This is a genomic window from Candidatus Ryanbacteria bacterium CG10_big_fil_rev_8_21_14_0_10_43_42, from assembly GCA_002793915.1.
Classification (GTDB): Bacteria; Patescibacteriota; Minisyncoccia; order Ryanbacterales; family 2-02-FULL-48-12; genus 1-14-0-10-43-42.
On the sequence record PFEF01000006.1, the window covers coordinates 124,812 to 148,717 of the forward strand.

The window sequence follows — 23,906 nt, forward strand, 5'->3', positions numbered from 1 at the left end:
GCTTTAAGGGGGGAAGTTGACCTTTTTTATGGATTATGTTATTATGCGCACATGGTATCAATGCATCCACAAAAGGCGGTAGAAATACTTACGGCGGAATTACCTAAACGATCGGGAGCTGTTCTCGAGAAGCGTTTTGGTTTGGGTAAAACCGGCAAGCGTCAAACGCTTGAAGCTATTGGAAAAGGGTATGGCATAACACGGGAACGTGTACGCCAGATTGAGCGCGATAGCATAATACGTATTAAAAAGAGTGCGGCATATAAGGATGTTATGCCGGTGTTTTTTGTATTTGAGGAATATATAACACAGAAGGGAGGTATTGTTGCGGAAGATCAGCTGGTACGCCAGTTTGATACGGACGGAAAGTCGCAAAATCATATCGTTTTTTTGCTCACATTAGCACCGGCAATAGATCACAAGCCGGAGAACGATGAACTTGCAAGTCGGTGGATAACCAATACTGAAAAAATGACTGCCGTAGAAAACGCTCTTAATGCCGTACATGCCGACATCGAGCAAAGCACAAGTCTTCTTTCGCGTGATGAATTGGTAAGCAAGGTGCAAAACCATATGGAGGCGCATAATGTATCGGCAGACTCCGATGAGCTTGATCGGTACATTGGTATTTCAAAATGCATCGGAGAGAATTGCTTTGGTCAGTGGGGACACGCAAGTTCGAGTCTTGTGCGTCCGCGCGGCGTGCGCGATATGGCTTATTTGGTATTTCAGCGGGAAGGGAAGCCTCTTCATTTTTTGAGTGTGGCAAATCTTATCCGTGATCTTGTAGCGGAACGCAGTGTTCATGCGCAAACAGTGCATAATGAGCTTATTAAAGATAGCCGTTTTGTGTTGGTGGGGCGCGGTATGTATGGTCTTCGGGAGTGGGGGTACGAACCGGGTACGGTACGGGATATTATTATGCGCATGCTCCGAAAAGATTCGCTTACCAAGGAAGAAATTGTGGATAAGGTGCTTGATAAACGGCAGGTAAAAGCTAATACCATTCTTATTAATTTGCAAAATAAAAAGTTTTTTAAAAAGCTTTCTGACGGCCGGTATACGGCGGTGGCATAAAGAACAATGTCGATATCTTATTGGTTTGGCGGGCGCCTTTCATGATATACTTATCATGCAGGGAGGGAAACTCATAAGATAACGATGTGCGTGTATTGTGGAAACTCAATTGACAATTTCTCTTTTTAAGGCGGCGGTAACTACATGGTTCATTTGGTTGCCTGTTTTGTCGTTCCTTGTTCTTGTGGTTACATGGCTTGATTATAAGCGCACGATATTTATTGCCGATGTTGAGTACGTTTTTTTGGAGGTACGCGTGCCTCGTGAAATTAGGCGCGGACCCAAGGCAATGGAGCAGTTATTTACCTCTATTTACAGTATTCTTAACTCTACGGTTCCGAGCCATATTATTGACGGTCTTTTATATGGAGAGATAGCGCTTACTATGTCGTTTGAAATTGTTTCCATTGGCGGAGAAGTACATTTTTTTATTAAGACGCCTAAGAAATTTAAAAATATTCTCGAAGCAAATTTGTTTGGATGTTATGCCGATCTGGAAATTGCCGTGGTTCCCGATTACACCGAGCGTATGCCGAGTACGTATGCCGACCTTGCCGAAAATAATTATGAGTTGTGGGGATCGGAGCTTGTCTTGATGACGGACGATGTTTATCCCATTCGTACATATGTGGAGTTTGAATCCATGGATGAATATGCTCAGTTGGATCCCATTGCCACGCTCGTTGAAATGTTGAGTAAGTTGCAGGTGGAAGAGGAGCTTTGGATACAGTTTATTATTGTTCCGGCGGGTATGGAATGGCGCGCAAAAGGGCAAAAAGTGGTTGAAGGGTTGCGTACTCAGTCAAGCAAAACAACTATAATAGGAGGAGAGAGTACGGTATCCATGGTGGATAGAACACCCGGACAAACAGATATTATAAAAGCAATAGAGCGTAATATTTCAAAGCCGGGATATTATACCGTTATTCGCTATGTTTATATAGCACCTAAAAGTATCTACAATAAGGATCTTGCACGAACCGGTATCCCAAGCGCGTTTAATCAGTATCAAGCACAAACACTAAATGCCTTTCGGCATGATTTTAGTGTACGCACGCAAACAATATGGCATAAGCATCCTTATTTTTTCCCCACCTGGCGGCTTTTACAAAGACGAAAGTCTATTTACGATTCATTTATAAAGCGTTCATTTCCGGAAGCGCCATTCTTTAAGCAATTATTCACCGGACAAACACTGTCGGCGGATATTCCCATTTTTAACACAGAAGAACTGGCAACGTTGTATCATTATCCAACAGATATTGTTCTTACCGCGCCGTCAATGAAGCGCGTGGAGTCGAAGAAGGTGGGTCCTCCCGCGGGACTTCCTATTTTTCAGGAAACGGGAGATAGTATTCAGGGTTTTAAGAATAAATAAAGAAACGATATGGATGGATCGGTGTCATATACCATACTTGCTGTCATAAAATCACTTGCGCTTCTTATTACGTTATTTTCATGGGTAATGATTGTTTATGCTATTATGAAAAAGCGGGAATTTATGGAAGCTCGTCCCGGAGACATGCTGGCGAAGAATACGGAACCAAAAAAAGATCCCGATTTACAGAATAATATTCGTACCCAAAAAATTGCCCGCGAAGGATGGACGCGTATCACCGGCAAGATAGATGCAACAGAACAAAAAGATTTTAAATCGGCAATTATTGAAGCGGATGCATTGGTTGATGCCGTACTAAAAGCGTATAATTATTCGGGTGAAACCATGGGAGATCGTATGAAATCCATAAAAAAGGATGAACTGCCAAGTCTGGATGATTTATGGCAAATACATAAACTGCGCAATACTGTTGCGCACCATCCTACGTACGAAATTACCTCAAAGAGGGGAGAAAGTGCTCTTAAAACATACGAAAAAATACTGCGGGAATTGGGGGCAATATAAATACAAAAACTATGTATACTAATCTTTAAAAATGGATGACAGCGTAGCCTATTTTGCAAAAACAAATTTCCGCAATAAAGAGCGGATGTTTGGTATACAAAAAAAAGACCGCCGCCAGCACATGTATGTTATCGGACAGACCGGTACGGGGAAATCGACGTTTCTTAAAAATATTGCGCTTCAAGATATACGATCGGGGCATGGTATTTGTATTGTTGATCCGCACGGAGAATTTGTGGAAGAAGTTCTCGAAATGATTCCATCGGAGCGCATTCGAGACGTTATTTATTTTAACCCGGCCGATAGTAATAATCCGGTAGGTTTTAATGTCCTCGAAGTGCCGGAACAGACAACGAATACGGATTACCGTACCATTGCCGCCTCGGGTCTTATGGGGATTTTTACCAAAATTTGGGCGAATGTCTGGTCATCGCGAATGGAATATATTCTCAATAACGCCGTACTTGCCCTTCTTGAAATGCCGGGCGCAACGCTTTTGGGTATTCAACGTATTCTTATCGATAAAGAATACCGCAAAGAAGTGCTCTCTCATGTGAAAAACGATCAAGTGCGCGCTTTTTGGACGCAGGAATACGATTTATGGGAGCCGCGATTTCGTAATGAAGCCATAGCGGCCATTCAAAACAAAGTGGGACAATTTTTATCTTCTCCCCTTATTCGTAATATCGTAGGACAGCCAAAAACATCACTTAATCTGTATGATGCGATGAATCAAGAGAAGATTATTTTGGTAAATGTATCGAAGGGGCGTATCGGGGAAGATAATTCCCAGCTTTTGGGAGCTATGATTATTACCAAAATTCAGTTGGCAGCCATGGAGCGTGTACAAATTCCTGAAGATGATCGGAAGGATTTTTACTTATATGTTGATGAGTTTCAAAATTTTGCAACGGATTCATTTGCGTCCATTCTTTCCGAGGCGCGTAAATATCGTCTGAATATTATCATTGCTCATCAATACATCGGACAACTCGTTACCGAAACAAGCACCAAAGTGCGGGACGCTGTTTTTGGAAACGTGGGCACAATGGTTACGTTTCGCGTGGGTGCTACGGATGCGGAGTTTTTGGAAAAAGAATTTGCGCCGGAAGTAACCATTCAGGATTTAGTCGGTCTTCCTAATCATAATATTTTTCTAAAACTTATGATTAACAATGTGCGGTGCGCGCCGTTTTCAGCAACAACTCTGCCGCCATTAGCTATTGATACCGAAGAGCGTACAGCGGAAAAAATAATAGAATATTCTCGAAAGACCTATGCACGTAATAAAGATGAGGTAGAAACGGAAATACGTGCACTAAGCAAGATAATTGATGCCATACCCCAGTCCAAGTCGCATAAGCCGATATCGCCTGTAAGGTCGGACCACGCACCTGCGCGTCCTGTTATCGTGCCTCGGCGAGAACCGCCCAAACAGCATGAGTCGTATTCTTCATCGCACGTAAAAAAGGAGAAGGAAGATGTTCCTGTTCCGCAACCAACAAAACCGGTAGAGCCCAAAAAAGTTCTTTCACTGGCATCTCTTCTTCCCAAAAAAGAAGAAAAGAATGACGCTACTGATATAAGAAAAGAGTACACATCACGAAAGGAAGAAAAAAAGCCGGAACGGAAAAAGAGGCCGGCAGGTATGACAGATTTAAGAGAAGCTCTTCATCGCGCACTGCAAAAAAAGAATTCTCCTGTGCGGGAAAACACGCAAACATCTTCGTCAAAAGAAACAAAGCAAGAAGTGCGCGGAGAACGGCTTGAGCCCGGGCAAAGTGTAAAGCTGTAATACTCTTAGGTACGCGTTATGTAACCCGCTCAACGTACGCCCCCGTTTCTGTGTTAATGCGTACGATATCTCCGGGCTCAATAAACATGGGAGTATTTATTACAGCCCCTGTTTCGAGAGTAACCTGTTTAACGCCTCCTTGTGCTGTATTTCCCTTTACGGCCGGTGGTGCTTCTTTTACGGCAATATCCACTTTTATGGGAAGGACGATATCCAGGAGCTTATCGTTGATGTAGCGTGCGAGTATTTCGGATTGCGGCTTCAAGTATTTTATTTTGTCTCCCAACGCATCTATTGCTATAACAAAGCGCTCGCCGGGTTTACCGGAGGGGTAAAATGTGCAGGTATCTTTATTGCAAAATACAAAGATAGCGGATTTTTTCTCTATGGACAACTCCTTAAAGGTGTCCGATTGCTTGAATGTCTGGCTTGATACGGATCCCGTTTTAAGGTTGCGTATTTTTGTTTGTGCCACGGGACGGCGCTGTTGCATGCGCATAAAATTATACTCAACCACTTCGTAGGGTTCGCCGTTCCATTCGAAAAGAGTTCCTTTTTTTAGCTCGTTATAGTCCAGCATTATGTTATGTGTAGTTTATAACAATATCTCAAAAATAACGGGATATATTACATGTTGCATACGGTGTATTTTGAGTGCAGGTTGATTTTACGCCATTTTTAGCTACAATTCAACCTATGGCAGAATCAAGTACAAAAACGGAATATGAAGTCGTTGTTGGTATTGAGGTGCATGCGGAGTTAAATACGCGCACGAAGATGTTTTGTTCATCCCGGAATGATCCGCATGAGTCTCATCCCAATATGAATATTTGTCCGGTATGTATGGGGCATCCCGGGACATTGCCGGTTATTAACAGGGAAGCTGTAATGAAGGTTATTCGGGTTGGACTTGCTTTGAGAGGAGAAATTAATGCGTTTTCACAATTTGACCGTAAGAATTACTTTTATCCTGACTTGCCAAAAGGATATCAGATATCACAGTTTGAATATCCCATCGTAACGGGGGGCATGTTAGACGGTGTTCATATAACGCGTGTTCACTTGGAGGAAGATGCCGGACGGCTTCAGCACATGCCGGACAACACGCTCGTGGACTATAACCGTGCCGGCGTGCCTCTTATGGAACTAGTAACGGAGCCGGATATTCGTTCCGCCGCGGATGCAAAACATTTTGCAGAAGAGCTTCGCGCGCTTCTTCGATATGTCGGTGCGTCGGATGCCGATATGGAAAAGGGGCAAATGCGCATAGAAGCAAATATCAGTTTGCGTCCCAAAGGAGAAGAAGTATTCGGCACGAAGGTGGAAGTTAAAAATATTAATTCATTCCGTGCGGTAGAGAAAGCTATTGAATATGAAATGGACCGACAGGCTGTATTATTGGATGCGGGAGAGAATATAACACAGGAAACGCGCGGATGGAATGACGTAAAGGGGATAACGGTATCTCAACGTAAGAAGGAAGGGTCGTCCGATTATCGCTACTTTCCGGAGCCGGACTTACCGCCTCTCCATCTTACCAAAGAGGAAGGATGGGACATTGAGGCTATTCGAAATACATTACCGGAACTCCCCGCGGAAAAGCGAGAGCGTTTTTCAAAACAGTACCCTATAAATGAAAAACAGCGCGAAACACTTATCGCCGATAAAGCATATGCGGATTATTTTGAGCAGGCGGCATCGGAACTTCGTGAATGGCTGAACGGCAAACAAGAATCGAAAGGTGAAGAAAGGGCTATTACGCTCTTGGCGAATTATCTTACATCGGACGTTCAGGCTCTGATGATTGAAAAAAGTGCACACATATCACAAATTCTCATAACACCGGAGAATCTTGCCGAGCTTGTAAAAATGATTTTCACCAATGAAATATCCTCACGAGTAGCAAAAGATGTGCTCATGCGCATGTTTGCCGATGGGTCCGATCCGTCCGTTATTGTACACGAAGAAGGGCTTGCGCAGGTGAGCGACGCGGGCGCTCTCGAGACGGTTGCAAAAGAAGTTGTAGAGGAGAACGTAAAGATGGCGGAAGATTATAAGAACGGGAAAGAACCTGCTTTGCAGGCGCTAGTCGGAAAAGTAATGGCAAAAACAAAGGGAGCCGCCAATCCGCAGGTGGTACGAGACGTATTGACGCAATTATTACAGGAGTAATATTATGCATGCATGAGTCTTCGACGCCTCCTCATCATAAGAGGAAAGTAGGCGGAACGACCATTATAGCGGAGGCATGGTTATCGTAACCATGCCTCATTTACGTCTAGATTACTTATTGCATAAGTTTAAGCTCTGCTGGGTATGCTGGAAGGGGTGTTGCATGTATGTAACGCCTTTTAATATGCAAGAAATACCTGTATAAGATCTTCCGCTTCTTCTTGGCTGGAAATCCATCGAATATTTTTATCTCTCTTAAACCATGTCATTTGGCGTTTTGCGTATTGCCAGTTTTTTTGTATGAGAACATGCTCCAGCTCTTGTAAGCTTCCGAAGACCTCATTCTCGGGAGCTTTTAAATACTCCAATGCATAAGAATATTCAAAGCCAAGTTCGCGGATGCGTTCTTTTGGTATGCCGTTTTTTATAAGACTCTGCACTTCATTAATGAGGCCGTTTTCCAGCATGTCATGCACCATATGAGTAATGCGTTTTTTTGTTTCTTCTTCGGTTCGTTTTATACCGAGCATAAGCGTGTTATATTGCGGATCCTTTTTTATGAGAGGGACCGATCCGAGTGCCGTTGTAATTTCTATCGCGCGTATAAGGCGCCGTGGATTATCAGGATCAATAGCGTCCGCACGCGCCGGATCGCATTTTTGCAGGAGTGCAAAAAGTTCTTTCGTTGTTTTTTCGGATAAGTCTTCACGGAGTTTTTTATTGGGAGGTACTTTCGGCGGTACGATGCCGTATACAACGGCATCTATATAGAGTCCGGTACCGCCAACGAGGAAGGGTGTTTTGTCGCGCGAGAGAATGTCTTTTATTGCTTTGTCGGCACAGTTTTTAAATTCAGCGACTGTATATGTTTCTTTTGGATCTATAAAATCAATGCAATAATGGGGAATATTCTTATAGGTGAATGTCGTTTTTTCCATTCCATCTCTTTTTTGCCATTGCCCGGAAATTTTATTCGTACCAATAGCAAGGTCTCTATACACTTGCCGGGAGTCAGCCGATATAATTTCACCGTCATATTTTTTAGCCAAAAAAACCGCCAACTCGGATTTTCCGGATGCGGTTGGTCCTACGATTGCAATAAGGGAGCGTGCCGGCATTTTTATCTACAAAATATGTTCAAATTTTTTAAGCAGTGCGTCAATTTTTTGTACGCCGCCGTCTTTATTGCCATGTTCGCGTACGCTCACCGTTTCGGCATCTTTTTCTTTTTCACCGATAATAAGAAGATAAGGAATCTTTTCTTTTTCGCCCTCGCGGATTTTTTTACCGATAGATTCATTGCGCGTATCAAGTTCCACACGAATATTATGTTCTACAAGTTTTTGCATAACGGTATGGGCATAGTCATGTACTTTGTCGTTTATTGAAAGTACTTTTACCTGAACCGGCGCGAGCCAGAATGGAAATGCACCGGCGTAATGCTCAATTAAGAGTCCGAAAAAACGCTCGGGAGATCCGGTAATGGCGCTATGCACCATAACGGGGCGCCGTTTTTTGCCTTTTTCATCGATATATTCGAGATTAAAGCGTTCCGGCTGATTGAAATCTATTTGAATGGTGGAAATTTGCCATTCCCGTGCGAGTGCGTCTTTCACAATAAGATCCATTTTAGGGCCGTAAAAAGCCGCTTCGCCTTCTGCGGTAACAAAGTCTATGGCATTATTTTTAAGAAGTTTTTTGAGTGTTGCCTGTGATTTTTTCCATACGGCATCAGTGCCAAGATATCCTTCTTTATTTTTTTCATCACGAAGGGATAGGCGGATATAATAAGAAAGCCCGTAGCGCTTCATGGCAGTATTAATGCTGGTAAGAACATTTTTAAATTCTTGTTCTACTTGATCTTCCCGTAGAAATGCGTGTCCGTCATCCTGGGAAAAGGATCGAAGGCGAGTAAGACCGGAAAGCTCTCCCGGTTTTTCATCCCGATAAAGAAGAGAGAAGTCGGCATAACGAACGGGCAGATCCTTATAGCTCCGTATTTCCGAAGCATAAATTTGCGTATGCTGGGGACAATTCATGGGCTTTAGAAAATACGCTTCTTTTGAATAGTTTGATGATACATGAAACATATCATCCTTGAACTTTTCATAATGTCCCGAATTCATGAAAAGTTTGTCTTTATTTATTTGGGGTGTTTGCACTTCTTCATACCCGATTTCGGTACGAAGCGCATGCGAGAAGTTTTTAATGCGACGCAATATACCGGCGCCCTTGGGGGTGTAAAGAGGAAGACCGGGACCAACTATGTCCGAAAATACAAAAAGTCCAAGCTCGCGGCCGAGTTTTCTATGATCGCGCCGTACGGCCTCTTCCAAAAGCATAAGGTGGTCTTCCAGTTCTTTTACTGTTGAAAATGCCACGCCGTATATGCGGGTAAGTTGGGGATTTTTTTCATCACCGCGCCAGTATGCCCCTGCGAGTTTCAAAAGCTTGAACGCATCGGGATTGATTTCCTTTGTGTTTTTAACATGTCCGCCCTTGCAAAGATCCACAAAATTACCGGTTGTATATGCGGTTAAATCTTTTTTATCTTTCGTGAATTCTTTTATTAAATCAAGTTTAAACGGTTGGTTTTTAAAAAGAGAACGCGCTTTTTGGGGAGTAATTTTTTCGCTGGAGAACGGAAGATTTTCATTGATAATTTCTCGCATGCGTTTTTCAATGGCAGGAAGCTCATCTTCGCTTATTGGTTTGGAAAATTTAATATCGTAGTAAAAACCGGTATCAATAGCGGGTCCAATGCCCAGCTCCGCCTTGGGATACTTTTCCAAAACGGCGGTGGCCAAAATATGCGCCAGTGAGTGGCGGATATGCTCTATATTGGTGTTCGATTTTTTGTTTTGAGTCATGGGTGGATTGTAGCAAAAATTGAGAGAAAGGGAATATCGGCATTTTTTATCCTTAGCTATACCATAACTATAATTTCGTCGCAGATAATGGAAGTTTCACCCTCCCGTTCGTTTGTTTTTCCTTTTATGGATATGCAATTTTCTTCTTTTAAGTGTTCGCCATATTTTTTAAGCGCACTGGGGAATACGACAGCTTCGATGGTATCGGACAGATCCTCAATGCGAAGGAATGCCATGGTGTCTCCTTTTTTCGTGAGAATTTTTTTCATGTTTGAAATAAGCCCCGCCGTTGTAATGGCGGCACCGGAGCGGAATTGTTTTACGGTCGCTATGCTGGAATTCGATCGCGGAATTTTTTCTTTGAATGGATCAAGCGGATGTCCGGATACATACAATCCCAAGAGTTCCTTTTCCCAGCGAAGGCGTTCGGTCATAGACGCGGCTTCTACGGACGGAAGGCGGAGAAGAGGTGCTGTTTGTTCGGCGGGAAGAAGGGTAAACAGGGAAGACTGATTTTGCATTTTTGCCCTGCCGGCTTCACGTACATAATCCAAAATGGCATCCATATTAAGAAGTATGCGATTACGTTCCTCCAGATCATCAAACGTACCCGATTTTACGAGTGCCTCAAGGGATTTTTTATTGATGGTGCCCGCATTCATCCGGTTAAGAAAGTCTTCAAACGAAGTGAATACGCCGCCGGCTTTGCGTTCTTCTATAATGGCATCCGTAGTATTACTGCCTAAATTTTTAATGGCGGCAAATCCGAAGCGTATTTCATGTTCGGATACGATGGTAAAATCTCTATTGCTGGCATTTATGCTCGGTGGGGATACTGTTATATTAATGTTTTTGCATTCGCCTACCAAAAAAGCCATACGCTCAACATTTTTAGCATCGGCATTCATAATGGCGGCCATAAATTCTGCCGGATAGTGTACTTTAAGATATGCGGTTTGGTATGCAATAAGTGCATAACACGCCGCATGACTGCGGTTAAAACCATATCGGGCGAATGGCGGAAATAATTCCCATATGGCTTCGGCGGTTTCTTTCGGAATATCATTTTTCACCATGCCCGATATAAGTTTTTCTTGCTGTTCGGCAAGGAGATCCACAATTTTTTTACCGATTGCCTTTCGGAGCGTATCGGCTTCGGCAAGTGTGAAGCCGGCAAGGTCGCGCGCTATACGCATCATTTGTTCCTGATAGATACCAATGCCATAGGTACTGCGAAGTATGGGTTCCAGTTTGGGGTGCAGATGGGTAATTTTTTCCTCTCCGTGTTTTCGCTTAATGTATGATGGAATAAGTTCCATCGGGCCGGGACGATATAAGGAAACCATGGCAATAAGATCTTCAAATTCACTCGGACGAAGTTCTTTTAAGTATCTGCGCATACCTGCCGATTCAAACTGAAAGAATCCCGTCGTTTCTCCGCTTTTAAAAGGTTCAAATACACGCTCATCATCCAGAGGGATATCGTCAATTACAAGGGTAACGCCATGGCGTTCTTTAATGCGCAAAAGAGCATCTTCAATAATGCTTAAGTTGGCAAGACCGAGAAAATCCACTTTCAAAAGTCCCAAATCTTCCACGGCATGCATTTCGTACTGCGTAACAAGCGATTTTGCCGATTCTTCTCCGCCGCCGCTGGTGGCATACTGAAGCGGCATAACGTCCGTCAGGGAATCTTTGGTAATAACAACACCGCACGCATGCGTGGAGGCGTGCCGCACAACGCCTTCCAGTTTTTTAGCGGCATCCAGAAGTTCTTTTGTTTGCGGATCTTTTTTGTATAATTCTTCCAATTCGGCAACTTCGGCGAGAGCTTTTTCAAGACCGTATCCAAACGGGATGAGTTTTGCAATGCGGTCACAGAATCCATATGGAAGCCCCATAGCGCGTCCGGTGTCCCGTATAGCGGCTCGTGCCGCCATGGTGCCAAAGGTGATAATTTGCGCCACATGGTCGCGCCCGTATTTTCGGGAAACATATTCAATAACTTCATCACGGCGTGTATCGGCAAAATCCAGGTCAATATCGGGTGGACTGATGCGGTCCGGATTCATAAACCGCTCAAAGAGAAGATTATAATAAATAGGGTCAACGTTCGTGATGCCGAGAATATACGCCACTATGGATCCGGCGGCGGAACCGCGTCCGGGACCCACTACAATACCTTGATCTTTCGCCCAATTTACGAAATCCTGCACCATCAGAAAATAGGTGGTAAATCCGGTTTTCTCAAATACGGAAAGCTCATAGTGCATGCGGTCATAAATTTCCTTTGCAGGTTCGGGGTATCGGTTTTTAATACGACTTTCACACATTTCTTTAAGATATTCGGCATCTGTTTTTCCATCGGGGATAGGGTAATGGGGAAGTTGTATGGTGCCGAGCTCAAGTTTGAGATTGCATTTTTCTGCAACACGCAGAGTATTTTCAACAGCCTCCGGTATATGAGGAAATAATTCCTTCATTTCTTCCGGTGCCCGCACGGAATAATCATCCGATTTCATAGACATACGATTTGGATCACCCACGTGGGAGTTTGTTTGTATGGCGAGAAGCACGTCATGAGCGGCGGCATCTTCGGTATGGAGATAATGCGCATCCTGCGTTGCAACGAGGGGTATGGCGTTTGCGCGCGCGAATACGATAAGATCATCCACTACTTTTGGGTAATTCGGTACATTGGGATGATTGCCGATTTCAATATAAAAATTATCCGCACCGAAAATACTTCTATATTCGTCGGCAAGCTCTTTAGCTCTTTCTTGATCGTTTATTAAAAGGGCTTGCGGAATCTCGCCCGACAAACATCCCGAAAGGGCGATAAGGCCGTCGGCATGTTTCTTAAGAAGATTCTTGTCCATGCGGGGTTTGTAGTAATAGCCCTCCAGATTAGATGCCGTTACAAGTTTAAGAAGGTTTTTGTACCCGGTTTGATTTTTTGCCAACAAGATAAGATGAAAGCGCTTATCATCAATGCCGGCAATCTTACTCGTCATGTCGCCCGCCGTTATATATGCCTCCACACCGATAATGGGTTTAATACCTGCCTTGGTTGCTTTCTGATAAAATTCAATGGCGCCGTACAAATTGCCATGATCCGTAAGGGCAAGTGCCGGCATGTTCTTTTCTTTTGCGTGTGCGACAAGTTCATCGATCTTAGAGAGACCGTCGAGGAGACTGTAGTGGGAGTGGGTATGCAGATGTACAAATGACATAATTTTTCGATTCCTATATTTGGCGCGCTACTGCGTTGCAAGCTCCAGGGGCTCGACACCGTATACCCGATACGGCTTTCTCGCCGCTTCGCTTGCGCCTTGTATCGCATCCAAATCTAGAAATCTCTTAGTTTAGTTAAGGTCTCTGATTATTTTACCTTCGCGCCCTTGTCTATCCGGTAGGTAGGTTGAGTTTCATCCAAACATGCGAATCCTTACAATAATGAAAATAAGATTACTCGAATATATTTATTGTAAGTTAAATTTGAAAGAATTTCATCTTTCTATTATAAACAATCGTATACGGTAATTTTTATTGACTATGGTATCTATGGGCGTATAGTATAGGCATATGAATGAACAAGACATTCAAAAGCTTATAGGCGCGATGAAAGAGGTTTTTCCTACCGCCGAGATGGTACAAACCGGCTTTACGGAAGCATCAACAGACTGCCAAACCATGAAAACTGATATCGCGGAAGTACGCGCCGATCTCGGACACCTTACCAGTACCGTTGAAGACCTACGCGAACGTGTCGCAGTTATGCCAACCACGCATGATATGGAAGCCATTCTAGAACGAACTTACGGTTTCAATCAGATGAAAGCCGAACATAAGAGTATTAAACATGCAAGTAAAATAAATATATGCCCACTTGGATTATATTTGTAAAAATATTTGATATTATAACGATCCTTCTAGTATCTGCATCTGTCGTTTGGCTTTTCGCTACTTATAATGAAGAATTTTCGAGGACCCCATTCTTTTTAGGGATCTTTGTTCTGGCGGCTAGAGGGTTGGTGGTTGGATCTCTATATTATAGGGATATAAGAAAAACTTGGAACAAAAGTGTTTTCGATGCAATTGCGAGCACTATTCTTATTCTCCGATTCCCTTTCTATTCCAATGTATATTTCCGGGAGCGAGAGAAAGATTTGAAGAATCGGAGTTCTGTTAAATCAGAAGATTCATACGGGCTATAATAAACCTCATACTTTTGTATATGAAATATGACATCATATCTCTAACTTTCTTCTTAACCAACTTTTAAAATTTGCCGACAAAATGAGTGGTGTAATTTCTAATCGCCCAAAACACTGAAAAAAGAGCCGTGCAATACGGCTCTTTTTTTCAACAATATCCACACCTGTCTTTGCTCTCACTGCTCAAAAGATGCATTATGGGTGGTTTATGTGAGAAGACATGTTTATATTATTTATCTTCCTGTTTCTTTCGGAACGCTTTTACAATTTTCTCGAAATCGCCGGCGATGACATTTTCGATGTCGTGCCAATTTTTCTTGATGCGGTGATCGGTTATACGATCCTGCATAAAGTTATAGGTGCGGATTTTTTCAGAACGGTCTCCCGTACCTATTTGGTCTTTGCGGCTTTGCGCCACGTCACCAACATTTTTACGCTGTTCCTCCTCGTATACCTTTGCGCGCAATATGCCCATAGCACGTTCACGATTTTGGGTCTGTGACCGCTCCGCTTGAGAACGAACTATAATGCCGGTAGGTTTATGTAAAATACGTACCGCTGTTTCCACCTTATTTACATTCTGGCCGCCCGCTCCTCCGGCACGTGAAAAAGTGACCTCAATATCTTCGGGCTTAATATCCATTTCCGCCTGTTCCACTTCGGGGAGTACGGCCACCGATATGGTTGAGGTATGTACGCGTCCCGATTTTTCCGTTTTGGGAACGCGTTGTACTCGGTGCACGCCCGATTCATGTTTAAAATCTTCGTATACATTCTCGCCTCGAATAGCGAACACCACTTCTTTGTATCCGCCAAGGTCATTGCCGGATTCATCAATTTTAGTAAGTTTCCATCCTTTTTTTTCGGCATGACGCATGTACATCTGCGCTAATTCGTATGCAAAAAGAGCGGCCTCGTTTCCGCCGGCGCCGGCACGAATTTCCATAATAATAGAGTTGCGTGTCATGAGGGGACAGGGGTTAGATGAGTAGAGGCGGATTAATGTCGAGTGAGAAATTATTTGCGTACTTTGCGCGCAGTCGTTTTCTTTTCTTTTTGTTTTGCGGCTTTTTCCACTTTAGTGCGGAATTTTTCAACGCGGCCCGCCGTGTCTACCAATTTTTCTTTTCCGGTGTAAAAGGGATGACAATTACTGCAGATTTCAACGCTTGTGGATTCTTTCGTGGAGCCAACGGAAATAACATTTCCGCATACGCAGGAAATTTTTGCACCGGCAAAATATGGTGGATGAATATCCTTTTTCATGAGTGCTATAATACACCATATGGCTCATTCATGCAAGTATAATGGTCTATTTGCCTATGCAGAGCACAAAACTCTTGCGCGTGGCAATGCTCTATGGTAATGTGTTTCTTATGATATCTCCTATAAGCGAGGAAGAGAAAATAGCCGTAAGTCCTGAGATTTCCGCCATGTTCAAGGCAGGTATGCATATTGGATATGCAAAAACACGTCGTCATCCAAAAATGCGGCCGTTTATTTATGGCACAAAAAATAATGTTGAGGTTTTTGATCTGCAAAAAGTTCTTCCCAAATTTGAAGAGGCAAAAAATGTTATGCGTACGCTTGCTATGGAGCGAAAAACGATTCTTTTTGTAGCAACTAAAGCTTCGGCAAAAGATTGTATTCGCAAAATGGCGATGGAGCTTGGTATGCCGTATGTGGTGGAGAGGTGGCTGGGAGGAACGCTTACCAACTTTAAAATTATTCTCGAACGCGTGCAGTATTGGCAGGATTTGGAGCGCCAACAGGCGGAAGGAGAATTTAAAAAGTATACAAAACATGAAGCGCTTAAGCTCTCTCAACAAATTGAAAAGTTTCGATACATGTTTGGCGGGCTTGAAACAATGTCTCGTCTTCCGCATGCTATGGTTGTGATCGATATAAAAGAAGAGGAGCTTGCAGTTCGGGAAGCCGAGAAAAAAGGCATCCCCATTTTAGCCCTCTCAAATAGCGATACGGATCCTACGCATATTGCTCATGTTATTCCGGCGAATGATAATGCTAAAAGCAGTATAGAGTTTGTATGCGAAGCACTTAAAAAGGCCTATCAGGACGGACTTACGAAACAGATTCCGCTTCCTGAAGTTGTTCCGGCTCCTATTTCCGCGGAAAAAAATGGCGGAAAAGATGTTAAGCCTAAAATTGACACGGCGGCATAATAAAAATTATTAAGAGACCTTTTAAGATTATGGTATTATGGTAGACGTAGCAGTACTTAAAGAACTACGTGATCGCACCGATGCGCCGATTAACCGGTGCAAAGAAGCGCTTGAAAAAGCAGAGGGAGATATTCAAAAAGCGATTATCCTCTTAAGCGAAGAAGGCGTAAAGGTGGCTGCCAAAAAATCCACCCGCGAAACGGGTACGGGTATTGTGGAAGCATATATACACGGTGCCGGACGTATTGGCGTTCTTCTTGAAATCCGCAGTGAAACGGATTTCGTCGCACGTAACCCGGCATTCAAGCAGGTGGCGCATGATATTGCTATGCATATTGCCGCTGCAAATCCCGCAACGACGGAGGAAATGAACGAGCAACCCTTTGTAAAGGATGAATCGAAAACGGTTGGCGATGTGATAAAAGAAACCATTGCCCGTTTTGGAGAAAATATACAGGTCACGCGATTTACCCGGTTTGACGCCTAATGCGTTACCCTCGCTTTAGAGTATGTTTGATATCATAATCCGCTCTAGAGATATGATCTTCATATGATTATTCCGGCTTCTATTATTTTTGGCGTAAGTTTAGTGGGTATCATTGCTCTTTTGGTGCGGCGTATACGAAGTGCGTCATATATGAGCGATACCCAATTGCGGTACCTTCTCTTAAAAGAACCGCCTCTTTTTTTGCAAATGGTATATATGGTGCGGCATGGTATTCAGATATTCTGGTATCGTTATTGTCGCGATATATTATTTGCATTTATTATGAGGCAAATTTCGCGCGTGCGGATTTTTGTCTTGCATATTGAACATAATCTTTTTCGTATGGGCCATACAATACGGGAACGTAGTATTAGGCGAAAGCCTTCGGTTTATTGGCGCGATTTGCATGGGTGGCATAAAGCGGCGCGATGGAGTAAAAGAAAAAAGAATGTTATGAGTGAAAAACGAATTGAGGTGCGTGAATATACGCCGGATGATTTTGCTCCGGTTGAAATAAGCCGTAAATAAGCCACCTTAGCTCAGTGGCAGAGCAACACTTTTGTAAAGTGAAGGTCCTCGGTTCGAATCCGAGAGGTGGCTCTATTTTATAGAAAAAGATAAGGAAGATTCCAAGGCGTTGGACGCGCGAAGCGCGTGATGGCTTGAAACTGTCGTGTACGCTCCACGCGCTTCGCATGCGCTATGGTCATCATTACGAATTTTTAATAAAGTAAGTTTGAGTAAAGTCATAAAGAAACGACGCTCATGAAAAATTACGCTAAGAAACAAACACATAAAGGGAAAACGGCATACCGGACACCATCCGTTTTTCGATATAAAAAAACGGTGGAATATGGTAAGCTGAAAAAGGCAAAAAATGTAAATCGACCGCATTCATGATGTCTTCTCTTAAATTTGCCTATGCAAGGAAAGATGCCCCTTTACCAAAGGGGGTTGTTTGTGTGCGCATTACCGAAAAGAAAGAAAATATATTAGTACGATCCCCGGATACGCATGACGTTCTTGAAATCGGCATAGGGAAGGAAGGTGTTATAACGAGGCGACGCCTTGTTCTTGCGGCACGGAGAATTATTATATTTGCAAAATCTCAGGCTATTTCTCGTATCGCCATTTCCTTTTCAGATTTTTTATTTCCGCAGGTGACTATATCAAAAGAAGAGATTGCGGAACTTATTGCTGTTAATATGGAGATGGCAAATTTTGATTTTGTGGATTATAAAACGAAACCGAAAAACGGATGGCCGTGGGTTTTGAGTGTGGTGGTTATGGGTGATATTTCTAAAAGTGTCCGGGCGGCGTTTGTTAAAGGAAGTATTATAGGAGAAGAAGTTAATGCGTGCCGGCACCTCGCGAATATTCCCGGTGGAGAAATGACACCGAAACGTCTTGCGGAGGAAGCAAAAAAAGCCGCAAAGGGTACACCAATACGCGTAACCGTTTTTGATGAAAAAGAGATAGCGCAAAAAAAGATGGGAGGCATAATAGGGGTTTCCCGCGGTTCGGGTGAAGTACCGCGGTTTATCATCATGGAGTATGCGCCACCCAACGCAAAAGGAAATCCTATTGTGTATATCGGTAAGGGCGTTACATTTGATACGGGAGGACTTAATTTAAAACCCGCCGATGGCATGTATGAGATGCATATGGATATGTCGGGAGGGGCGGCTGTTATGCATGCCGTCGTAGCGGCGGCAAAACTGAAATTAAAGCGCCATGTTATCGCCCTTATTCCTGCGGTGGAAAATATGCCGTCCGGGTCAGGGTATCGTCCGGGAGACGTACTTATATCACTTTCAGGCCGCACTATTGAGGTTCTCAATACGGATGCCGAAGGGCGTATTATTTTGGCGGACGCCATAACATATGCAAAAAAATATAACCCTTCTCTTATGGTAGATGTAGCCACGCTTACCGGAGCTTCTATGGTGGCGCTTGGTATGCGGTGCAGTGCTTTATTTACGACAGATGCGCAAACTGAAAACATGATCCGCAAAGCGGGAGAAGAGTCGGGAGATTATGTGTGGCCGCTTCCGTTATGGGATGAGTATGATGAAGATATTGCCGGCACGTTCGGGGATATTGCGAATACCGGAAAAAATAAGTATGGAGGCGCTATAACGGCTGCTAAGTTTTTACATGCATTTGCAAAAGATGTCGATTCTCCGTGGGCTCATATTGATATAGCTCCCCGCATGACATCCATTGAAGGGGATTACCTGGCTAAGGGAGCCGCCGGTGCGCCGGTGCGGTTATTGGTTAAATTACTCGAAACGTATTAGTATTGAAGTATAGTCGAATATAATAAACCAAGTCGGTACTATGAAATTAGTCAGTAGTGCATTTGAAGACACAACACCTATTCCGCCGGAATATACATGCGACGGGAACAATATAAATCCGCCGCTCTCTATCCAAACCGCACCGCCGGGAACAAAGAGTTTTACACTTATCATGAGTGACCCCGATGCTCCGGGAGAAATATGGATTCACTGGACAATGTGGAATATTCCGCCGGATACATCCGAAATAGCGGCGGGTATTTCTCCAAAAAATGCTTCAATTCCCGGCACGTCCAATATAGCGCGTCATGCCGTTGAGGGGACGACAAGTTTTAATACAAAAGGATACGGCGGTCCGTGTCCGCCGAGCGGGACTCACCGGTATATATTCCGCCTGTATGCACTCGATATTCCTCTTAATATTCCTCTTACGTCGCGTGTTTTTCAAATAGAGGAGGCAATGAGGGGGCACGTATTGGGAGATGCTTCTCTTATGGGTACTTATTCCAAGTAAGAACAATCTTACCCATTAACAAACATGTATGTTTGAAGCCATTATACTAGGAACCATACAAGGCGTAACGGAATGGCTTCCAATTAGTTCGGAGGGCATTACAACACTTGTGTACACGGCTCTTACGAAAAATACCGTACCTCTTGAGGAAATTATTCGCCTTTCTTTGTTTTTACATGGCGGCACTTTTTTGGCCGCCTTGGTATATTTTTGGAAAGATGTGCGAGACATTATACTGGCTCTTTTCTGGCGGGAGAAAACGGAGGAAATACATCACCTTGTCCGATTTCTTATTATCGCAACGGGTGTTTCGGGTAGCGTGGGATTGATATTATTTTCCGGCATTAAAATAGCAAGTGACTGGTTACAGGTGGGCGGGAGTGGTATTACGGGACTTATTGGTATGTTTCTTATTATAACGGGCGTACTTCAGCTTACTCAAAAAAAGGAACATAGTAACATACGAGAAACAAGGGACTTGACCATGAAGGATGCTTTAGTGTTGGGTGTTGTGCAGGGATGCGCTGTTCTGCCCGGTCTTTCCCGTTCCGGTATTACAGTAGCGGCGCTTTTATTTCGATCATACGCCACAGCATCCGCCTTGCGCGTAAGTTTTTTAATGAGTTTACCGATAGTATTGGGAGGAAATATTCTTTTAAATAGTAAAGAATTTGCCATTACACCGCCTCTTATGGCAGGTTTTTTTGTTTCGTTTTTCTTTGGATTCCTCACTATTAACGGCCTTCTTAAGCTTGCTCAAAAAATAAACTTCGGTTATTTTGCGCTTGGATTTGGCGTACTTGCGTTACTGGCGGCATTTATATAAAAACACCTCCGGAGAGGTGTAAACAAGACGATATTACGACATTCTTTTTTCGCGGGCGTGTATAAGTGTTTTGCGCAATGATTCAGTTTGAAGCCCGAATGTCTCACAGAGACTCTCGAACGCAAAAGGCCACTCACGTTCTTTCGAGAGTATCCACCGCTCTTCTTCCCAAAAATCAGTCTCACCATTCGGAAGAACAAAATTCTCTATTCCGTCGGTAAACACCAACCATTTAAACACCAACTCATTGGTCATGAATCCCGATAATTTTTTGTCAGATAAGAGACTTTCAAAACATGGGAAAAATGGAAATGAAGTGAGGGGTTCCATCGCTGTGGGGGAGTTGGTAAAGATGGACTCTTTTTGGCATGGCATTCTACACCTCCCAAGGATTTCTTTTTTTATAATACATCATTAATTTAATTTGTCAATTCATATATGCGAAATGCTTCATTTCCGCGTTTGTTAGCGATGATGCGCGTCGGCATAATGCCGGACGCATGCAATTGATTCTCAAAATTTCTGCCGACAGGCGTGAGGAATTTTTGCGTTTTAAGGGGTATGCCTTCTGCCGGTATGATAATAATTGTTTTTGTAACACCAACACGGTCAAATAAATCAGGACCCTGCTCACTAAGAAAACTAAGATACTGGTCAATGGGAATTACAGGCCATGCATGATAAATCTGCAATCTATCTAGTATCCATAACTGTCCCATACTTTGGATGTTTCGGTCGTATAATATAAGAAGCGGATAAGGTTCTTTCCCTGCGCGTTCCGCTTCAGTAAGAGATTTTTTATGAATTTCGCTGATGAATGCATACTGTGATTCAAAGGCGAATGCCGGCATGCGCCCGTCCAGTTCTTTTGTGATATACGCATTAAGTTCATTGTATCCCCAGGCATAGTTATCGAATCTGCTTTGCGAGAATGTCCATAATTTAGCACCGTAGGGATATGATATTAATTGAGTATTTACTGAATATAGAAATTCAATCAATAAAAACACACTAATAATTCCCACACGCATTCCTATGCGGAAGTTAGACTTTCGTATTGCTGTCGAAAGAAAGTAAGCTATGCCAAGCGCCATGAATGGCGTAAGAAATGATATGAAGCGAAGGGAGGGGCCGATAAGCCCAATAATTAAAAGGAGAATCCATCCAAATGAAAGAAGTAAAAGGGTATGTTTACGGAGAATTTCTACACAATTCTTTTTACATGTAAAAAGAAATCCCATAATACTTACCGCAAACATAGAGAGAAAAATCCAGGAATTAAAACCGATAGTATTAGGAACAAATGACGCAAGGCGCGCATTTATGGTTGGAAATTGTTCTTTGCCCGGTGCGATCTGCCATACAGCCGGATGTTGTCCAAATATATATGAGAGCTGAAAGTCAAAATGACCGACGGTCTTCCATAAATGGTAATTGTATAAAAGTACGGGACTAAAAATTATAGTTCCGATTCCGGCACCGATCCATAATTGCCGCGACCATAAATAATCCCGATGAAACAAAAGGAGATAACTTCCAAATATAGGTATTAGCACAAAAAGCGTATATTTTGTAAGAAAAGCTAATCCAAGAATCGCTCCTAAGACGGTAAGATATGATTTATTTTCGCGCGCACGAATAAAGACATAGTACGAAAGCAGAAGAAAAAACATAACGTATGCTTCCTGTAAGCCAAGACGGGATATGGTAACGGGATTTACCGTAACGGCAAATATGCCGGCCGCAAGAAGACCTGCATCATCATCGTATAGGCGTCGCCCGATAAGATACAGAATGTATACCGATGCTATGCCCAGAAGAGCAGACGGAAACCGAAACGCAAAATTACGCTCGCCAAACACGGTTATAAATGCATGCTGTACCCAAAATACGAGCGGCGGATGATCATGGAAAGAAAGCTTTGTCCAGGAAGGTATATCCGGATCAAACCATTCAAGCGGCGTTGTTTGGTCGCCCGCTTCGTCAAAATCCAGAAGCCCCACTGACCGGAATGCGTATCCGACTTCATCCGTAAGAGGGTCTCCGGAACTTATGGCGGTAAGGCGTAAAAATGCCGCCAAAAGAAGAATACTTATAAGAATAAGGGTGTGATATTTTTTTAGCATGATATATATGGTCAACGATAACATGTATGGTAAAGTAATCACATGACACCTGATACCATGCGCCGCATTGATTATTGGGTGGGGATCCCGCTCTGTTTTCTGGTAACGATATGGTATCGTGTCCTTCGGTTTTTGGGGTTAAAAAATCCGCAGTATGACAATAATCCTAAGCGCATACTGTTCATAGAATTAGCGGAAATGGGAAGTACGATTATCGCATATCCGGCAATGCGAAAGGCGCAGGAGTTGTACCCCGATGCAACATTTTATTTTCTTCTATTTAAGCAGAATAAAGCTACGATGCAGGTACTGGATGTGGTAGACGCGGAACATACGCTCATAATAGATGCTTCCGATATAATTTCTTTTATACGCGACACGCTTCGTATTCTTATTATTTGCCGTAAACGGAAGATCGACACGGTTATTAATCTTGAAATGTTTGTCCGCTACAGTACCCTTCTTTCATATTTTTCGGGGGCGCGGAAGCGAGTTGGATTTTTCCGGTATTTTAATGAAGGGATGTATATCGGGAATTTTTTAACACATAAAGTGCCGTATAATAATCACATTCATACAGCACATTCGTACATAGCGCTTGTACGTGCACTTACAGAATCGTCGAGCGATATTCCTTTAAGTAAATTTTCCATAGCGGAGGATGATATTTCTTTACCGGTACGACACCCCGATACAAAAGCAAAGGATCGCGTATGGGAAATTTTAATGGGGATTAATCCGCGTGTTAGTAAAACTGACCGACTTATTGTCATCAATCCAAATGCAAGTAAGTTGGTGAAAATGAGAAAGTGGCCGCTTGAGAATTATGCGGCATTGGCAAAAAAATTATCGGCGGAAAATGGTGTGTTTATTGTTATAACCGGCGTGGAGGAAGAACGGGAAGAAGCGGAATATATTGCAAAAGCTGTGGGGGTGGAGCGCGCCATAAATGTTGCCGGTAAAACATCTCTCACCGAACTCATCGATCTTTTTTCGCTATCACACGCACTTATTACAAATGACTCCGGTCCGGCGCATTTTGCATCTCTTACCGACACTCCTTTATTTGTCTTTTTTGGTCCGGAAACGCCTGCTCTCTATAGGCCACTTTCTCAAAACTGTACCGTGCTATATTCACGGTTTGCTTGTAGTCCCTGCGTATCGGTGCAAAATCAGCGTCGGACACCGTGCACACTTAATGCATGTCTTCAAAGTATTGAAGTAGAGGGGGTATTTCGGAAAGTATTGGAGGGAATATAGAGCCAAAAAACCGTTATTTTATAGGGGTAAAATGACTACTTTCTGAATATGTATAAGGCGCTCTGCTTGTATTGACTTTTATACCCTTTTTGTGTATAATGCTCCCATCGATGAATATGGCGTTTGGAAGAATAGGAGACAGATTTTCTCCTATGTCTGCGAATAGGATTCGGTGT

The 23,906-nt window shown here is 43.2% G+C and carries 22 protein-coding genes and 1 tRNA gene; 15 read left to right on the forward strand and 8 right to left on the reverse strand.

The window, feature by feature from the left end:
• Nucleotides 1–51: 51 nt before the first annotated feature.
• From COU90_03070 to COU90_03085, 4 genes are all read left to right on the forward strand, one after another.
• The gene (locus COU90_03070; GenBank protein PJE64403.1) at nt 52–1,077 is read left to right on the forward strand and encodes a hypothetical protein; all 1,026 of its coding nucleotides are present in this window, start codon (nt 52–54) and stop codon (nt 1,075–1,077) included.
• A 97-nt stretch (nt 1,078–1,174) separates the two neighbouring features.
• Nucleotides 1,175–2,455 carry a hypothetical protein gene (locus COU90_03075; protein ID PJE64404.1) on the forward strand — a complete coding sequence of 427 codons (1,281 nt, stop codon included), beginning with the start codon at nt 1,175–1,177 and terminating at the stop codon, nt 2,453–2,455.
• Between the two features lie 9 nt (nt 2,456–2,464).
• On the forward strand, nt 2,465–2,980 hold the full coding sequence (locus tag COU90_03080; protein PJE64405.1) for a hypothetical protein: 516 nt from the start codon (nt 2,465–2,467) through the stop codon (nt 2,978–2,980).
• Between the two features lie 31 nt (nt 2,981–3,011).
• Complete coding sequence (locus COU90_03085) at nt 3,012–4,775, forward strand: hypothetical protein (GenBank protein ID PJE64406.1); 1,764 nt, start codon at nt 3,012–3,014, stop codon at nt 4,773–4,775.
• A 16-nt stretch (nt 4,776–4,791) separates the two neighbouring features.
• Here COU90_03085 and COU90_03090 read toward each other — a convergent pair whose 3' ends face one another.
• Nucleotides 4,792–5,355: an elongation factor P gene (locus tag COU90_03090; GenBank protein PJE64407.1), complete on the reverse strand. Its 564-nt coding sequence runs from the start codon at nt 5,353–5,355 to the stop codon at nt 4,792–4,794.
• 116 nt (nt 5,356–5,471) lie between these two features.
• Between COU90_03090 and COU90_03095 the strand changes: the two genes are divergently transcribed.
• On the forward strand, nt 5,472–6,947 hold the full coding sequence (locus tag COU90_03095; protein PJE64408.1) for an Asp-tRNA(Asn)/Glu-tRNA(Gln) amidotransferase subunit GatB: 1,476 nt from the start codon (nt 5,472–5,474) through the stop codon (nt 6,945–6,947).
• 179 nt (nt 6,948–7,126) lie between these two features.
• Here the strand turns inward: COU90_03095 and COU90_03100 are convergent, their stop codons facing one another.
• Genes COU90_03100 through COU90_03110 form a run of 3 tightly spaced genes read right to left on the reverse strand, consistent with a single transcriptional unit; the run spans nt 7,127 to nt 13,050 of the window.
• Nucleotides 7,127–8,065: a tRNA (adenosine(37)-N6)-dimethylallyltransferase MiaA gene (locus tag COU90_03100; protein PJE64409.1), complete on the reverse strand. Its 939-nt coding sequence runs from the start codon at nt 8,063–8,065 to the stop codon at nt 7,127–7,129.
• A 6-nt stretch (nt 8,066–8,071) separates the two neighbouring features.
• Nucleotides 8,072–9,817 (reverse strand): threonine--tRNA ligase, encoded by a 1,746-nt coding sequence (locus tag COU90_03105; protein PJE64410.1) that lies wholly within the window; start codon nt 9,815–9,817, stop codon nt 8,072–8,074.
• A gap of 56 nt (nt 9,818–9,873) precedes the next feature.
• Entirely contained in the window at nt 9,874–13,050 is a 3,177-nt protein-coding gene (locus tag COU90_03110) for a DNA polymerase III subunit alpha (GenBank protein ID PJE64411.1), read from the reverse strand.
• A gap of 352 nt (nt 13,051–13,402) precedes the next feature.
• Here COU90_03110 and COU90_03115 point away from each other — a divergent pair, with 352 nt between their 5' ends.
• The gene (locus COU90_03115; GenBank protein PJE64412.1) at nt 13,403–13,723 is read left to right on the forward strand and encodes a hypothetical protein; all 321 of its coding nucleotides are present in this window, start codon (nt 13,403–13,405) and stop codon (nt 13,721–13,723) included.
• Nucleotides 13,699–14,034: a hypothetical protein gene (locus COU90_03120; GenBank protein ID PJE64413.1), complete on the forward strand. Its 336-nt coding sequence runs from the start codon at nt 13,699–13,701 to the stop codon at nt 14,032–14,034. The genes COU90_03115 and COU90_03120 overlap by 25 nt, the downstream gene beginning before the upstream one ends.
• Before the next feature lie 229 nt (nt 14,035–14,263).
• Here COU90_03120 and COU90_03125 read toward each other — a convergent pair whose 3' ends face one another.
• Both COU90_03125 and COU90_03130 read right to left on the reverse strand, forming a co-directional pair.
• A complete protein-coding gene (locus COU90_03125) occupies nt 14,264–15,001 on the reverse strand; it encodes a peptide chain release factor 1 (GenBank protein PJE64414.1) in 738 nt (245 codons plus the stop codon).
• A 50-nt stretch (nt 15,002–15,051) separates the two neighbouring features.
• Entirely contained in the window at nt 15,052–15,300 is a 249-nt protein-coding gene (locus COU90_03130) for a 50S ribosomal protein L31 (GenBank protein PJE64415.1), read from the reverse strand.
• A 41-nt stretch (nt 15,301–15,341) separates the two neighbouring features.
• Between COU90_03130 and rpsB the strand changes: the two genes are divergently transcribed.
• The 7 genes from rpsB to COU90_03165 all read left to right on the forward strand — a co-directional run bounded on the left by rpsB (nt 15,342) and on the right by COU90_03165 (nt 20,344).
• Nucleotides 15,342–16,217, forward strand: a complete 876-nt coding sequence (gene rpsB, locus COU90_03135) for a 30S ribosomal protein S2 (GenBank protein PJE64416.1) — start codon at nt 15,342–15,344, stop codon at nt 16,215–16,217.
• Between the two features lie 37 nt (nt 16,218–16,254).
• Nucleotides 16,255–16,704 (forward strand): translation elongation factor Ts, encoded by a 450-nt coding sequence (gene tsf / locus COU90_03140; protein PJE64417.1) that lies wholly within the window; start codon nt 16,255–16,257, stop codon nt 16,702–16,704.
• A 63-nt stretch (nt 16,705–16,767) separates the two neighbouring features.
• Nucleotides 16,768–17,232, forward strand: coding sequence for a hypothetical protein (locus tag COU90_03145; protein PJE64418.1), 465 nt, complete (start codon nt 16,768–16,770; stop codon nt 17,230–17,232).
• Nucleotides 17,233–17,307, forward strand: a tRNA-Thr gene (locus tag COU90_03150).
• A gap of 293 nt (nt 17,308–17,600) precedes the next feature.
• Nucleotides 17,601–19,004, forward strand: a complete 1,404-nt coding sequence (locus tag COU90_03155) for a leucyl aminopeptidase (protein PJE64419.1) — start codon at nt 17,601–17,603, stop codon at nt 19,002–19,004.
• Nucleotides 19,005–19,044: 40 nt separating this feature from the next.
• The gene (locus COU90_03160; GenBank protein PJE64420.1) at nt 19,045–19,518 is read left to right on the forward strand and encodes a YbhB/YbcL family Raf kinase inhibitor-like protein; all 474 of its coding nucleotides are present in this window, start codon (nt 19,045–19,047) and stop codon (nt 19,516–19,518) included.
• A 28-nt stretch (nt 19,519–19,546) separates the two neighbouring features.
• Nucleotides 19,547–20,344 carry a UDP-diphosphatase gene (locus tag COU90_03165; protein ID PJE64421.1) on the forward strand — a complete coding sequence of 266 codons (798 nt, stop codon included), beginning with the start codon at nt 19,547–19,549 and terminating at the stop codon, nt 20,342–20,344.
• A 33-nt stretch (nt 20,345–20,377) separates the two neighbouring features.
• Here the strand turns inward: COU90_03165 and COU90_03170 are convergent, their stop codons facing one another.
• Both COU90_03170 and COU90_03175 read right to left on the reverse strand, forming a co-directional pair.
• Nucleotides 20,378–20,599 carry a hypothetical protein gene (locus COU90_03170; GenBank protein ID PJE64422.1) on the reverse strand — a complete coding sequence of 74 codons (222 nt, stop codon included), beginning with the start codon at nt 20,597–20,599 and terminating at the stop codon, nt 20,378–20,380.
• 164 nt (nt 20,600–20,763) lie between these two features.
• Nucleotides 20,764–22,494 (reverse strand): hypothetical protein, encoded by a 1,731-nt coding sequence (locus tag COU90_03175; protein PJE64423.1) that lies wholly within the window; start codon nt 22,492–22,494, stop codon nt 20,764–20,766.
• Between the two features lie 18 nt (nt 22,495–22,512).
• Between COU90_03175 and COU90_03180 the strand changes: the two genes are divergently transcribed.
• Nucleotides 22,513–23,730: a glycosyltransferase family 9 protein gene (locus COU90_03180; GenBank protein PJE64424.1), complete on the forward strand. Its 1,218-nt coding sequence runs from the start codon at nt 22,513–22,515 to the stop codon at nt 23,728–23,730.
• The last annotated feature ends 176 nt before the right edge of the window (nt 23,731–23,906 follow it).

Excerpts from the sequence above, each read along its gene's own strand:
- COU90_03070 (PJE64403.1), top strand. The coding sequence starts at position 52 with ATGGTATCAATGCATCCACAAAAGGCGGTAGAAATACTTACGGCGGAA.
- COU90_03165 (PJE64421.1), top strand. The coding sequence starts at position 19,547 with ATGTTTGAAGCCATTATACTAGGAACCATACAAGGCGTAACGGAATGG.
- COU90_03180 (PJE64424.1), top strand. The coding sequence starts at position 22,513 with ATGACACCTGATACCATGCGCCGCATTGATTATTGGGTGGGGATCCCG.
- COU90_03095 (PJE64408.1), top strand. The coding sequence starts at position 5,472 with ATGGCAGAATCAAGTACAAAAACGGAATATGAAGTCGTTGTTGGTATT.
- COU90_03100 (PJE64409.1), bottom strand. The coding sequence starts at position 8,065 with ATGCCGGCACGCTCCCTTATTGCAATCGTAGGACCAACCGCATCCGGA.
- COU90_03080 (PJE64405.1), top strand. The coding sequence starts at position 2,465 with ATGGATGGATCGGTGTCATATACCATACTTGCTGTCATAAAATCACTT.
- COU90_03155 (PJE64419.1), top strand. The coding sequence starts at position 17,601 with ATGATGTCTTCTCTTAAATTTGCCTATGCAAGGAAAGATGCCCCTTTA.
- COU90_03175 (PJE64423.1), bottom strand. The coding sequence starts at position 22,494 with ATGTTATCGTTGACCATATATATCATGCTAAAAAAATATCACACCCTT.
- COU90_03120 (PJE64413.1), top strand. The coding sequence starts at position 13,699 with ATGCCCACTTGGATTATATTTGTAAAAATATTTGATATTATAACGATC.
- COU90_03085 (PJE64406.1), top strand. The coding sequence starts at position 3,012 with ATGGATGACAGCGTAGCCTATTTTGCAAAAACAAATTTCCGCAATAAA.
- COU90_03090 (PJE64407.1), bottom strand. The coding sequence starts at position 5,355 with ATGCTGGACTATAACGAGCTAAAAAAAGGAACTCTTTTCGAATGGAAC.
- COU90_03145 (PJE64418.1), top strand. The coding sequence starts at position 16,768 with ATGATTATTCCGGCTTCTATTATTTTTGGCGTAAGTTTAGTGGGTATC.
- COU90_03125 (PJE64414.1), bottom strand. The coding sequence starts at position 15,001 with ATGACACGCAACTCTATTATTATGGAAATTCGTGCCGGCGCCGGCGGA.
- COU90_03115 (PJE64412.1), top strand. The coding sequence starts at position 13,403 with ATGAATGAACAAGACATTCAAAAGCTTATAGGCGCGATGAAAGAGGTT.
- rpsB (PJE64416.1), top strand. The coding sequence starts at position 15,342 with ATGGTCTATTTGCCTATGCAGAGCACAAAACTCTTGCGCGTGGCAATG.
- COU90_03110 (PJE64411.1), bottom strand. The coding sequence starts at position 13,050 with ATGTCATTTGTACATCTGCATACCCACTCCCACTACAGTCTCCTCGAC.
- tsf (PJE64417.1), top strand. The coding sequence starts at position 16,255 with ATGGTAGACGTAGCAGTACTTAAAGAACTACGTGATCGCACCGATGCG.
- COU90_03105 (PJE64410.1), bottom strand. The coding sequence starts at position 9,817 with ATGACTCAAAACAAAAAATCGAACACCAATATAGAGCATATCCGCCAC.
- COU90_03130 (PJE64415.1), bottom strand. The coding sequence starts at position 15,300 with ATGAAAAAGGATATTCATCCACCATATTTTGCCGGTGCAAAAATTTCC.
- COU90_03170 (PJE64422.1), bottom strand. The coding sequence starts at position 20,599 with ATGACCAATGAGTTGGTGTTTAAATGGTTGGTGTTTACCGACGGAATA.
- COU90_03160 (PJE64420.1), top strand. The coding sequence starts at position 19,045 with ATGAAATTAGTCAGTAGTGCATTTGAAGACACAACACCTATTCCGCCG.